Here is a 12,409-nt window from a genome sequence, read left to right on the forward strand (position 1 = left end):
TCGCCTTATAAAACCAGGCAACGTGAATACCTGCAACCTTATTGTTGATGATTTTATTTACCTAACTAGCTCTCCAGCTTATTCTAAAACCAACCATCTAATTTAAAACATACTGCTAAAACAACTTTCCCCTTGCTTATAATGTTGTAAAATATTTATTACTGTACGCGCTTCCACATAGCCAACGACACATATTCATTAGTCACATCAAACGCTGAGTTTGATGATTCTTTCAAGCCAGTCACATCAATGTAGGTTCCTTCAGTGAGAGCTAATGGACCACTTTTCTGATTATCGGTCCCATGAGTAGAATCTGGATCCCATGTGGCTCCTGGGGACCTGTCACCAGAACGATGCCAGTGCGGTGGCAGATTATCAGCTTCGAGTTTTACCTTGTTATTGCCGCCGGTCACACCATACTGCGAACCAATACGCACCATCCTGTCAGCGAAGGTTTCGCTTAAATCCGTCCACGTCTGCCATGGGAAACACTCTGCTGGGCTTTTTTCGCCTGAAATGATGATCCCAACATAAAACATAGCGTCAACAATTGCCTTAAAGGCCGCTCCATCGCTGTCCAGCCCCAGCGACTTTAGCGCCTCTGATGGATTGCTCAGATCGGACAGGTTTTTCTCTTTTTGCAGTGCGCCGGTAATGCGTGAGTCATCCCCCGCAGCTACCGTTCCCGCCTCGGTGCCCACGTCCCGCGTGGCTGAGTTACCCAGTTCAAGATTATCCCGGGCCTCTTCGGTATCGTTTAAATCAGAAAGATTTTGTGCTCGCCGCAGATAGCGTTTATCACCCGTTTCCTGCGTGAGTGTGGCAAGCGCCGGATCGATAACAAGCTGCACACTTGAAGTATGGGTCAACGTCAGCACCAGCGTCAGAATGATCTCTTTGATGATGGAATCAGATTGCGCCGGGAGGTATGTCGCCGGGTATGCGCCGTAAGCAATGAGCGTACCTTTAGCGCTAACCAGCCCAGCCTCTTTGAGCGTCTTACCCGGATAATCCCGGCAGTTAATAACAATCTGACCGCTGATAAACCCCTCATAGCTTGAATCAGAATCAAAGGTTTCACGGCCAAACTGACCAAAAAGCGCGGTCACCGCCGCCAGGTCATCGGGTTCGGTTGGCAATGTCACGCCGCCACCATCGCCGATCAGTACGGCGGTAATATCCACGACCTCCCCCGCCTGATACGCGGCCTCGATTTCAGCGGCGCCCGCCGTCGTTAGTGTCAGTCCTGTTGCCATAGTGTTTCCTCTGCTTCAATGCCATACACACTGGCAAGGCGATTGTAAAAATCTTCACTGACGGTTTTGCTGTCGCTATCAATATCGCTTTCAACGGGATGAATAACTCCTGCAGCCTGGAGCATTTGCAGGTATTCAAGGAAAAATTCATCGGTCTGGCAAAATCCGATCAGGCTTTTAATTTGATTGAATGTTTTCATAATTTATTCGTTATCCAGTTACCGGGTAAATCTGCGAAATCGTCCAGGCTGGTACAGTTGTAGAACGCGTAATAATGCGCCGTGACGTTTGGCACCTTGCCCATAAATTCCAGGCCCTTACCCGTGATGGCAGAGCATCCCCTGAATGTGGCCGTCGTGGTGACAATCGTCGAATAACTATCGAGATTGAATATCGTGCTGACGTTAGTTCTCAGTTGCACGCAGCCGTCAAACAGGTAGCCGATTGTCGTGGCCGGTAAGTTATTCAGCAGACCGGGCCCGACCTCTTCCAGTGCGATGCACTCGGCAAACACATTAGTGAATGTCGTGGCGTTGATACTGGCGACAAAAAGACCGGCAGGCACTGAGCGCAGGTTTTTACATCCCCTGAAGGTCTGGCCGTAGGCCGTCACTAGCGGATTGCCGCTGAACAGATTTTCCGGTATTTCCACCACGCCGGTATTCTGGAACGTTGCGCCGAATGCGGTGATAAGCGGGCACGATGCAAACAACGACGACGGAATGCTCACCAGCGCCGCGCAGCCGTAGAACGTAGAACTGGCACTGATCAGCAGGGTGTTATGTTTCAGTAAATCAGCAGGCAATACCGCCAGCGCAGTACAGCCGGAGAACGTCAGCGTCAGGGAGGTCAGGTTGACACAACCCGCAAACAGATCGGACGGCAGCGCGGCCAGCGCGGTGCAGTCCTGGAAGGTGCTCCCCATTGCCGTCAGAGAGGTCAGATCGCTGAACAGCTTTTCAGGCAGTACGGCAAGGCCCGAGCACTGATTAAACAGGCCAGTGATATTCGTCACTTTGCTGCATCCTGCAAACATATCCCCGGCCAGCGATACCAGCGCCGTGCAGCCCATAAATGTATAGGTCAGATCAGTCAGGGAACTACAGTCACGGAATACCCCGGCCCCGATGCTTTTCAGGGATGTACATTGGGTGAATGCATAATAGAACGTCGTAACCAGTGATTTACCTGCAAAGGCCTCTGCTCTGACGGCTGTCAGTGAAGAACAGGCATAGAAAGCCCGGTCAAAGCTCGTTGCCTTGTTACAGTCCACAAACGACGGTAGCGCCGTTAATGCAGTGCAACTATTGAAGACGCTGGCAAAGGTAGTTGCACTGACACACCCCTCAAAAATATCATCGCCCACTTCTTCCAGAACACGGCAATAGTAAAAAGCGGAGGAAAATGTTTGCGCAAGCGCACAGCCAGAAAACACAGCTTTTCCCGCTTTTACCAGTGAAGAACAGCCGGAAAAAACGGTTCCAAAATGGTTAACCAGGGGTAAATCCTTAAAGAATTCATCAGGTACAGAAAGCAGTTGCGTGCATCCACTGAATGCCCCGCCGAAATGCGTAGCTTCCAGGCAGTGGCGGAACAGGCGCGGCGGTAGCTGCGTCAGCGCCGTGCAGCCTCTGAAAATCGCCGTAAAGACGCCACCAGGCACATCGCTGAATAAATCTGCTGACAATGTTGTCAGCGCACGGCATCCATCGAAGGTATAACCGAAGTTATTGCCACTGACACACCCGTCAAAAATGCCCGTCCCGGTATCAATAAGGGATGTGCATCCCGAAAACGCACTGGTGAAATGCGTCGCAGCAGCACAGTCCCGGAATGTGTTTTTGCCAGCACTTAGCAGGCGTGTGCAGTTCTCAAACACTGAGGTGAATAGCGTCACCTGAGATAATTCGCTGAACAGCCCATCAGGAACAGCAGCCAGTTCCGTGCAGCCATAAAACGCCGCCGAGAAATCTGTGGCACCAGTAAACCGCGCAAATAAACCCTCTGGTAGTTCAGTCAGCGATGAGCAGCCCCGGAAAATGGAGGTACATTTCTGGATATTTGGCAGATCGTCAAAAGCCCCGGCGTGGACCTTGTAAAGGCCAGTTGCGCCACTCGCGAAAGAAACAAGATTGTCCCTTTCTCCCGTCAAAAGAATGATTTCCTGCACGGGGTTCAACGTTACTGAAACGTTACCCGACGTGCGCTGGAAACTGGCGGTTTCTGTGTTCTTAACCGTTATTGTGTACTCTTCTCCCTCTACAACGTCACGCGTCGGAATAACCCAGCCGTACACAGCACTGGCAGCATCAAAACGGTATTCCCGGCTGTCTGTTCCGTCGCCATAATCAATAGTGAAATCCTCATCCATGCGCACGTAGAACAACGGACGGCTTGCATTGTCGATGCGGGTGATGAACTTCATCACCGCGACCACTTTCACGTTGATCACCGCGCTGACGCCGTTAGTCGTCGTGACGGTGACCGAACAGGTGCCCCGCTTCACGCCCGTAACCAGAATAGCGCCGTTGACAATTCGGGCAGTCGCGATTGTTTTATCCGACGTGGTTACCGTAAAGGTTTTATCTTCCGCGTATTCAGGGAGGATGGTCACCGTGACCGTTTCCGCGTCACCAGGGGCCAGATTCAGCTCGTAGCGGGATAAAATCACCTGCAACGGGACAAAGCGCGGCGTGATTTTCTCCGTGGCGTACATGTAACCGGCCGCATATGAGGTTCCCTGAAGTCGGCCAAATACATGAACGGAAAACCAGCTGCGCAGGTTCCTGGCGCGCAGCACCGCCAGTTTCAGATCCTGCTGGTCGTATTCCGTCACCGGCAAATCGTTCTGATAAACGTTCAGGCGAAAGGTATACGGATCCCCTTTCGGATTCTGATTGAACCATTCAACAATATCCGTCCCAAAAGGACTGTCCACCAGGGCATGACGGACGGCGGCGACCGTCCCGCGATGGCGGTGGATATAGTGGGCGCGCTTAATCGCATCGCGTTTCTTTTGTTCTGACCAGTTAATATTCCAGGTATCAACCTGGTATTCCCACGCCAACCACGGCAGAAGCGCCAGCGGGCAGCTGTCAGGATCCTTCACCCAACGGATCAGATATACCGGCAACCTCTCCAGTGCGGCGGCGCTGGCCCTGTCGATGGCCCGCTCCACGGCGGTTGCGTTGGGTGGCAGAATGCTGGCGGGATAATTAGCGGTCATAGTCCATCACCACAAGATTGATTTTCACAGAGGTGCAATGAGGCGCTTCGCCCATCGTCGCAACGACGTCGGCGGCCGGTGAATGCAAATCGACGGTGACAACGCCGTCCTGATGCAAAGCCCCGTCTATGCCCGACCGTGCAGCGGTGGCGTTGATAAGATGCACTGAGGCGGTGTATTCGTTCAGTGCTGCGGTGGCTTTTTCCAGCACCGTGGCGGTGTCCACGCCGTAAGGGACGTAAATGTCAGCAACCACCTGATAATTCACTATCACAGCGGAACGGACGTAATCAGCCACATAATCCGTAATCGGGCGCACGTCTTCCGGGTTTACCGCCGCTAGGACTTTATCGAGCAGCGCCTGCGGGGCGGATCCATCCCCGGTGCGTGACAGCACGTAGAGGAAAACGCGGCCCTCCAGGTCGTGTGTCTCCGGACCATAGGCGCGAACATCGAGTACATCCGCATCAGCCCCGCGCGCAAAGTAGTGATAGGCATTTCTGGCGCCCGCTGTGCTCAGGCGAGCCCATGAAAGCAGCGTGCGGCCGCGCAGCTCTTCGTCGCTTTCGTATACGGCGTCCGCCTCGTCGGTGGCTTCAGTAATCAGCAGACGTTCAGTGTCAAAATTACCCGAGACCTGATCGAGATCCGCCCCCAGGGCGCTGGAAAGCAGCACTGCGCGCACGGCTTCATTGATGCGTTGCAGCAGATGGATCTCGCGATAGGTGAAGGCCTGAGCCAGTGCCGCCATCGGTTCAGATTCCAGCAACAGCGCAGCAGACACAGAAGCCTGAAGTTCCGCAGGCATGGCCGCCACGATAAGCGCCCGGATATCAGCCAGCACCGTTTCAAAATCGGGCACCTCGACGATATCAGGCTGCGGGATCTGAGATAAATCGACGGACGTTTGCACACTAGCTCCTTAACCTGATGGTGTTGCTGGTTTCTGTCATGGTTTCCGTGATGGTCCCGCTCAGCTCGGCGGTCACTGCGCCTGTTTCTGAAAACACCACGTTGACGGTGGTCAGGCTGATCCGCGGCTCCCACTGCGCCAGCGCGATAGCGGCGGCGCCCATCAGCTGCATGCGGGTGACGGCGTTCTGCGGCGCATCGAGCAAATCAGGGATCGCGCTGCCAAACTCCCGGCGCATCACACGCGAGCCTGTTGGCGTGGTGAGGATTTTTGTCACGGACTGCCAGAGCTGATCGTGATCGGTCAGCGCGCCGGTGCCTTCCGGGTTCATCCCGGTGTAACTGGCTGTCATCGCGTGCCCTCCGTCCAGCTTCCGCCGGTCTGAACCCTGCCATGACCGTGGCTGTCAACCTGGACACCGTTGGACGTTAACGCACCGTTGCTGTGAGTCACATCACCGGCCATCGTGCCGCCGTGGGTCAGTTCGAAAGTGCGTGTTTTGAGGTGGTTTGTGCATTCCACCTCCGGTGTGTCCAGCGTGACGCGGGTCTCTGCCTGGATATGCGCGGTTTTAATACCGGTCACGGACAGTGCTCCAGCATCGGCGGCGTCGTAATGCAGGCGCGCGCCATCCGGTGCGGTGATGCTGATTTCCAGCAGGTTGCTGCCCGTTGGCGGATTATCTGCGCTGTATGCAGAGCCAATCACAAACGCGTTTTCAGGGTTGCCGCCCGGACAACCGATCCAGACTTGCTCCCCTATCGAGGGCGGCAGCCAGATGCTGAATGCCCCTGCGCGGGTGACGTTCCAGCGGATCCAAGTGGTCAGCAGCCTGCCGGAGCGAACGCGCACCGCTTTCTTGTCGGCGCTGATTTGTTCCACGACGCCCAGGCGCAGAATGTTTTCCAGCAGGCGCATCAGCTCAGCATTCATGACGCACCGCCCAGACTGCTGATAACGGCGTTTTCCGTAGCGCTCAGGTCTGCCGGAGTTATGCCCAGTAGTTCACGCGCCGGGTACTGCGCGTAAGCGCCCGGACCAACCTCGTCTTTGAGGCCGTACTGGTGAATACGGGCAATGCGCGCAGCGATGCCGTCAAATCCTACGGTGACGCCGCCCGCGTCCGGCCTGAGCTTCATAAAACGCAGGGTGCGCAGGCGGGTAAACATCGGTGCTTTTTTTGTCTCTGAATGCGTAGCTGATTGCGTTTTGATTTCCAGATACCGCTCGATATCGGCCCGGTAGAAGGTGCGGATATCCCGGCGCTTCTCGTCAAAACCCGTGATTGTCCGGCCATATTTACCGCGCCCGCCGCGCCAGTTTTTCAGCGCCCGCACCTCGTTATTCCAGAAGAACTTGATCCCCTACTGGGTGCGGTAAACCTTACGGCGGCGCACGGCATAGCCGCTGCCGTCCGGGTTTTTCTGTGACGCGATGCGACGCTGCTGACTACGGCGCACTGCCAGGCCAATTTTGCGCGCGGTACGGGTGCGTCCCGCCGGGCTGACGCCGTCGAGAATGTCCTGAAAGACCTGATCCAGCTCTCTGAACATGCGATCGCTCACGTTCCGGCCTCCTGAAGCATGCCTTCAAATACCAGCCCCCAGCCTGCGGCGTGGGGTGCCAGCACGCGCGGGCGCGGCTCTGGCAAATGCTCGGCATACGGCACACCGTTTTCATCCAGTTGTACCAGTACCCGCTGACGCACCGGCAACTCAAACATCAGATCGGCGGTGTCATCGTTGTTAATCAGTGTGGTGAATTTAATCTGCTGGTTTTTATCGGGGTTCAGCAGCAGATCGGGCTGATTAAACCAGAGCCAGGCCATCAGCGGCAGAGTGAAGTCGTCAATGCTCCCGGCGTAGTTCATGACGAACAGCACCAGAGAATAGCGATACATGAACGACGGCGTTTCACCGGTAGTTTCAATGCCACCCTCTTCAACAAACACCGTCCAGGCTTCCGGGTTCGCCCGGCACCAGGTATTTGCTTTCTCTATGGCGGCGCGGAGTGTGTTTATCTTCAGCATTTATGGCTCCTTTCGGGTGTTCTGGCGCAGACTGTCCCACTGGCGGATCGCCGCTTTGTCAGCATTGCAGGCATCAAGCGCATCCATCAGCCTGTCGCTGAATATCGCCACCGCGCCCCAAGTCACTGGCTTATCCAGCGCCGGGCGTGGCGTCTCTTCGGTCAGGCTCTCCGGGACGGGTTCACGGACCAGTTGAATGATCGGCGCGGGCGGTGCGTTTTTGCAGGCTGCGGCTGACAGCGTCAGGCACAGGAGTAACAGCGCACGTGTCACCATTGAACGCGGTCTGCATTGCTTCACGTCGTCGCTCCCCTTCTGCATTACGCTGTTGCTCACGGACTTTTACCTCTGCCAGTAACTTATGGGTTTGTATGGCGGTCGCCTTCACTTCCTGAATAACCTGGTCGTAACCGGTCGCCGTTTCGGTCAGCAACTTGTTGCGGGTCCTGGCCTCGCTCAGCTGGTCGGTCTGCCACCAGACAGCAGCCAGAAGGACAAGCATCACAATCACACTGCCCGCCCTCATGACGGCGTACTCAGGCCCAGCAGGCACCAGGCTTTAAAATCATTGCGCCGGTTAACCAGGCCGGCGGAGCGCTTACCGCCCACATTGACGAAATCAGTCAGCCTGTTGCACATCTGCGGCCATTGTCTGGCCTGGGCATGCTTCCAGATCGTGGTCCTCTGCTTGCGTCCGTTTTTATCGGTGAACCACATCAGCCCGGTGCAGCCCAGATTCAGGGCGGCATCAGTCATGGCCTCAAAGGTGAGCTGAGGCATGTCGGCGCCGTGAAAATTGTTATTAATACAGTTTTCTGCCCGTTGCAGATCATTGATCCAGCGTCGCGCTATTTCCTGGTTGCTGTATTCGCGGTTTTCCACGCCGCCCGTGGAGCCGATACCAATGGTCAGAGCACCCGCCGTGCAGTAATAAGGCGTGCTGCGGCAGTCTTCCCAACCTGCAATTTTCTGCTGCCCTTCTTTCGACGTTCTGACGCTCCCGGGCGCCAGCGAAATGCCCAGAGCCACAATCACCGCAATCGAACATTTTTTGATGATGTTCTTCATGCAGGTTTGTCTCCGTGCAGTTGCTCCAGCAACTGCCGCTCGCGGTCCGACAGATTGCGAGTTTCCGCCTGGCGGAGAATCTGCTCGATCAAATCGTTACGGCGCTGGCTGGCCTGCTCAATGCGGCGGCGGTGAATCGCCAGCCGGACGGCGGAAACAATCCCCAGAAGAAGTCCAGCCAGCGCCAGCTTTTCGCTGACGGTCATCACGCCCACGCCGGTCACCAGGGCGGATGTTGCAAACGCAAAATATTCGTTAATACGATCCAGAGTCATTCCCATAACTGGACGGTTACCCGTTCCACCTCGCTGGTTATCACGGGCATTTCGATCTCCTGCCCGGCATTCAAAAATATCTGGTTGCTCAGTCCCGGATTGGCTTCGAGCACCTTCTCCGTGACACCTGCGGTTTTGCCGTAATGACGCCAGCAGAGCTGATCAACCGTGTCGTTTTGCAACGCCCTGACTTTCATCAGAACAGCTCCGCATAGATACGGGCTTCTTCCCGAATGTCAGCGATACTCCAGCGTCCGTCCCGCCAGAGATCATCTATTTGCCTGTCCAGGGCTTCGGCGTCTTTGTCACCTTTTGGCGTGGTGCCAACATCCCTGTAACCCTCCAGAACACTGGCGCGCGTGAAGGAGTAGACCGCACGCCGGAAGCGGTAAACTTTTGCGCTTTCGCCGTTAATCTGCTCGACAGGTTCACCGACAGAAGTCAGCAGCACAGAGGCCAGAGATTCCGCACCTTCCGCTTCCCTTTGCTTGCGCCAGTCCTTCAATTGATCCGCGACATGCAGCGCGGCCTCCGTTGCCATATGCATTAATCGGGATGTTGTAATGTCACCGGCGATGCGGGCAGCCAGGCGCAGATCGTGGAGTTTTACCGTCGGCCAGAAAGTGCCGATGGCAATCTGTGCGCCGCCGTCGTCCACGTCTGTCACATCACTTTCAGCAGGTCTGACGGGGCGCTGTGCGATAAAACTCATCGTCGTTTCTCCGGTAGGTCAGGCGGTGGGCGTCCGGTAAAAAGACCGCATTACGGGCAGATCGCCGGGCGCGCCGCCTGTGGCGCGGGGCCAGTTCATTACGCTCAGGCGTTTACTTTGTGGCGGTTTTCGTTGTCTTTTTTGCCGCCGTTTTGCGGGTGGCTTTTTGAGTGCCGGCCGCCGTTTTCGTCTGCTTGCGCGTTCGTGTTGCTTTTTCTGTTGCGGGTGTTTCGGTTGCTGCTGTATCGCTGGATGAAGTCTCATCTTCCGCATCACCACTTGCCGCGCTGGTCTGCGGCGCCTTTTTCAAAGCGCTGACCAGAGAAGCGATCTCCCGTTTCACACCGGCACCCGGGTTCAGGCTCATGGCTTCCCGGAAGAGTTTCAGCGCTTCGCCTTTGGTTTCCGCGTCTTCCGTGTCGCGACGGCAAAACGCCCTCACCTTGCACAGCTTCGCGCGGACCTCATCCGGCATATCACTGTCAGCCACAATTTCGGCCAGCTCGTCCAGCATGGGGATATAGCCTGACAAATCGGCTCCGGCGTCCGTGGTGGCGAGGTTCAGAATGGGATTGCAGATTTCCTCGGCCAGTACCGTGGGTGCCGGGCGGCGATAGTTGTCATCCGGCATGCTCAGGCCATGCTTAACGACATAGCGCCCGATACGCAGCGCCAGCGCATAGTCGGAGCAGTCCACCGCCCACACCATCAGCGTGGTGATGACCGGATCCGCGCGCCCGCTGTCGCCCTCGATCGTGCCGTCAATCCATCCCTGAAACTCAGGAAGGATGCTGGCCTTTACAGCGGCCTTCGCCTGGCGGGACTGGATTTGGCTTAGCGAAGATTTATGCATATGCAGGCGAAAGAGGATCTGCTCATGCGCGGTGCGCGTCTCCGCGTCACGCTCATCACTGATGCCCCGCCTCTCTGCCATGACCTTCTGAAAGTGTCTTTGTGCCGGTGTCAGCATGGGTTCATTCTCCTGGGCGGGCTTGCTGCCCGCCATGTGATGGGGATTATCAGGCGAATGTCACGCCGTCGATCATGGCAATCATGCCGTACTCTTCAATGACATAGTCATCATTGCTGGACTGGTAAGTCGCCACGCGGTTGTAGTGCGGCTCTTCCCGGATAGAGCGACGCAGGGAGCCTTTCTGGTAGTACACAGAGAGGTTTTTCAGGTTGGTGATGAGCACGACATCTTCAGGAATACCCGGGACAAACACAGTCGGCAGACCGCCGATCTTTTCCTGGCTGACAATGAGCTGCGCGGCCAGCAGTTCGGTATTCGGATTGGTCTGGCTGAGCGCGTTCACTTTCGGCAGGTTCACTTTCAGCAGCAGATCGGACGAGAGCACAGTAACCAGGGATCCATAAGGCTGTGACGCGCATCAAGCACGGCGGCATCAATATTGCCGTAGGTGCCTGACGCAATTACCGCGTTATTCTCATCACGGGAGGTCAGCGTGATACCCGGCATAATGCGCTGCGGCGCTTCATTGCGGATTTTTTGCAGCCAGCCAACGCCGCAATCCTGCAATAACGGGTAGGTCGTGCGGTCGGAGTTTTCAGAGTAATGCGTGCCATTAAAGCCAATCATCTGGCGATCCAATCCCAGCTGACGAGCCATCGCATTACTGATTAATGACTGAAATTCAGGGTGACCGGCCCACGCATCCAGCTCCGCATACGAAAGCGCATAGTCATAGTTGGTTTTGCGGCAGTGGTAGTTCTGCGGCTCTTTGTTATGGTTCGGTGCAGGGTTACGGCGGTTGGTGCCGTCCGAGCTGTTATTCGTGCTCGCCATCGGCCCCTTACTGCCAATTTTTACTTTCTGCCCTTCCTGCTCTTTAACCCCGAAGTGGTTAACCTGCCTCATGAAGTCATCCGACTCCATGGCGGCCTGTTCCAGTTTTTGCTGGATAGTTGGATCGACGCTGAAACGATTGGCAACGGCTGAGGGTGAGACACCGTTCAGATGTGCCTGGCGCACAATGTACTTATCAAATAATTCGCGGGTCAGGTTTTCCATTTTTTACCTCTTAGAATTCTGCAAGCTGTGCGCTGCTGTTGCCGGTTGCCGCCGGTCGTGCGCTGTAATTTTCTGCGGGCTGGAGCTGAAGCTGACCGCGCAGCTCGTTAAGTTCGCTGGTCAGTTGCTGGATGGTGGTTTTGTCCTGCTGGCGTTCCTGTTCCAGGGCTCTGAACCGGTCAATCTGGTCTGCCTGAGATTGAGCAACGGCTTCAACAACCTGATGCAACTGACTGAAACGCTGATCGTCGGTTTTCTGGCCTTTGCCAAGGATGCCCATCACGCGGTTGAACCAGTTGACGCCCTCCTCGCTGCGATGAGCTGCCAGTTCGATCACTTCAGCTTCAAGCGCATCAGAGAACAGCGGCGCCTCGATCTGCTGGTTATTGAAGGCCATCACCTGCGCGCGCTGCTGCGCGGCAAATTTAAGGCGCTCAGTCCCCAGACTTGCCGGGGTGTCCGTCATCGCCAGGCCGACCACATACGCCTTACCGTTAAGGGCAAACTGCGGATGCAGCTCAATACTGGAATAGATTTTTTTTCCTTCATCGGTGAGCTGCTTCATTCGTGCCGAAGCGTCGATCTCGGCATAGAGCGCCGTACGACCGGCCAGCGGCCCTTCGGTGATATCCTGCGCGCTTAAAGCAACAACATCCCCCATGGCGCCAAAATTGCTGTCAGGAAGCATGGAGAGATAGTGCTCCACGTTCACGCGGGCGCCGTAAACGGCCGGGTTGTAGCTCGCCGCCGCATCGCGGAGGTGCTGCGGCTGGATCTCGCGCCCGTCAACGGTGGCGCCGGAAACCGCAACGCGAAACTTTTTGCGGGCGGGTTTAGTCGTGCTGGCCATGTCGTTTTATCCTGTTGATTTATGTCAGTCGCTGCATCATCGCAGAGC

General features: G+C 55.8%; 14 protein-coding genes and 2 pseudogenes. All 16 read right to left on the reverse strand.

What is annotated here, in order from left to right; translation table 11 throughout:
- Nucleotides 1-158: 158 nt before the first annotated feature.
- Nucleotides 159-1,256, reverse strand: coding sequence for a phage tail-collar fiber domain-containing protein (locus HMPREF3140_RS01005; protein WP_070552803.1), 1,098 nt, complete (start codon nucleotides 1,254-1,256; stop codon nucleotides 159-161).
- The gene (locus HMPREF3140_RS01010; RefSeq protein WP_031593568.1) at nucleotides 1,241-1,456 is read right to left on the reverse strand and encodes a hypothetical protein; all 216 of its coding nucleotides are present in this window, start codon (nucleotides 1,454-1,456) and stop codon (nucleotides 1,241-1,243) included. Before HMPREF3140_RS01010 ends, HMPREF3140_RS01005 begins: the two co-directional genes overlap by 16 nt.
- A complete protein-coding gene (locus tag HMPREF3140_RS01015) occupies nucleotides 1,453-4,482 on the reverse strand; it encodes a phage tail protein I (RefSeq protein WP_070552804.1) in 3,030 nt (1,009 codons plus the stop codon). Before HMPREF3140_RS01015 ends, HMPREF3140_RS01010 begins: the two co-directional genes overlap by 4 nt.
- A complete protein-coding gene (locus HMPREF3140_RS01020) occupies nucleotides 4,472-5,395 on the reverse strand; it encodes a baseplate assembly protein (RefSeq protein WP_070552805.1) in 924 nt (307 codons plus the stop codon). Before HMPREF3140_RS01020 ends, HMPREF3140_RS01015 begins: the two co-directional genes overlap by 11 nt.
- A 1-nt stretch (nucleotide 5,396) precedes the next feature.
- Nucleotides 5,397-5,747, reverse strand: a complete 351-nt coding sequence (locus HMPREF3140_RS01025; protein WP_017898624.1) for a GPW/gp25 family protein — start codon at nucleotides 5,745-5,747, stop codon at nucleotides 5,397-5,399.
- The gene (locus tag HMPREF3140_RS01030) at nucleotides 5,744-6,328 is read right to left on the reverse strand and encodes a phage baseplate assembly protein V (RefSeq protein ID WP_031593575.1); all 585 of its coding nucleotides are present in this window, start codon (nucleotides 6,326-6,328) and stop codon (nucleotides 5,744-5,746) included. The genes HMPREF3140_RS01025 and HMPREF3140_RS01030 overlap by 4 nt, the downstream gene beginning before the upstream one ends.
- A pseudogene (locus HMPREF3140_RS01035) lies at nucleotides 6,325-6,960 on the reverse strand (phage virion morphogenesis protein). The gene HMPREF3140_RS01030 and the pseudogene HMPREF3140_RS01035 overlap by 4 nt, the downstream one beginning before the upstream one ends.
- Nucleotides 6,957-7,424, reverse strand: a complete 468-nt coding sequence (locus HMPREF3140_RS01040; RefSeq protein ID WP_023328065.1) for a phage tail protein — start codon at nucleotides 7,422-7,424, stop codon at nucleotides 6,957-6,959. The pseudogene HMPREF3140_RS01035 and the gene HMPREF3140_RS01040 overlap by 4 nt, the downstream one beginning before the upstream one ends.
- Nucleotides 7,425-7,760: an Rz1-like lysis system protein LysC gene (locus tag HMPREF3140_RS28035; RefSeq protein WP_157835119.1), complete on the reverse strand. Its 336-nt coding sequence runs from the start codon at nucleotides 7,758-7,760 to the stop codon at nucleotides 7,425-7,427.
- A 186-nt stretch (nucleotides 7,761-7,946) separates the two neighbouring features.
- Complete coding sequence (locus tag HMPREF3140_RS01050; protein WP_023339943.1) at nucleotides 7,947-8,492, reverse strand: lysozyme; 546 nt, start codon at nucleotides 8,490-8,492, stop codon at nucleotides 7,947-7,949.
- Nucleotides 8,489-8,773, reverse strand: coding sequence for a hypothetical protein (locus tag HMPREF3140_RS01055; protein WP_004213110.1), 285 nt, complete (start codon nucleotides 8,771-8,773; stop codon nucleotides 8,489-8,491). Before HMPREF3140_RS01055 ends, HMPREF3140_RS01050 begins: the two co-directional genes overlap by 4 nt.
- Nucleotides 8,764-8,964 carry a tail protein X gene (locus tag HMPREF3140_RS01060; protein WP_004131559.1) on the reverse strand — a complete coding sequence of 67 codons (201 nt, stop codon included), beginning with the start codon at nucleotides 8,962-8,964 and terminating at the stop codon, nucleotides 8,764-8,766. The genes HMPREF3140_RS01055 and HMPREF3140_RS01060 overlap by 10 nt, the downstream gene beginning before the upstream one ends.
- Complete coding sequence (locus HMPREF3140_RS01065; RefSeq protein WP_004213109.1) at nucleotides 8,964-9,479, reverse strand: head completion/stabilization protein; 516 nt, start codon at nucleotides 9,477-9,479, stop codon at nucleotides 8,964-8,966. Before HMPREF3140_RS01065 ends, HMPREF3140_RS01060 begins: the two co-directional genes overlap by 1 nt.
- Before the next feature lie 112 nt (nucleotides 9,480-9,591).
- Entirely contained in the window at nucleotides 9,592-10,449 is an 858-nt protein-coding gene (gpM, locus tag HMPREF3140_RS01070) for a phage terminase small subunit (protein ID WP_023287465.1), read from the reverse strand.
- Between the two features lie 49 nt (nucleotides 10,450-10,498).
- A pseudogene (locus tag HMPREF3140_RS01075) lies at nucleotides 10,499-11,511 on the reverse strand (phage major capsid protein, P2 family).
- 10 nt (nucleotides 11,512-11,521) lie between these two features.
- Nucleotides 11,522-12,361 carry a GPO family capsid scaffolding protein gene (locus HMPREF3140_RS01080; RefSeq protein ID WP_070552806.1) on the reverse strand — a complete coding sequence of 280 codons (840 nt, stop codon included), beginning with the start codon at nucleotides 12,359-12,361 and terminating at the stop codon, nucleotides 11,522-11,524.
- Between the last annotated feature and the right edge of the window lie 48 nt (nucleotides 12,362-12,409).

Source organism: Klebsiella sp. HMSC16A12, from assembly GCF_001808265.1.
GTDB lineage: Bacteria > Pseudomonadota > Gammaproteobacteria > Enterobacterales > Enterobacteriaceae > Klebsiella > Klebsiella pneumoniae.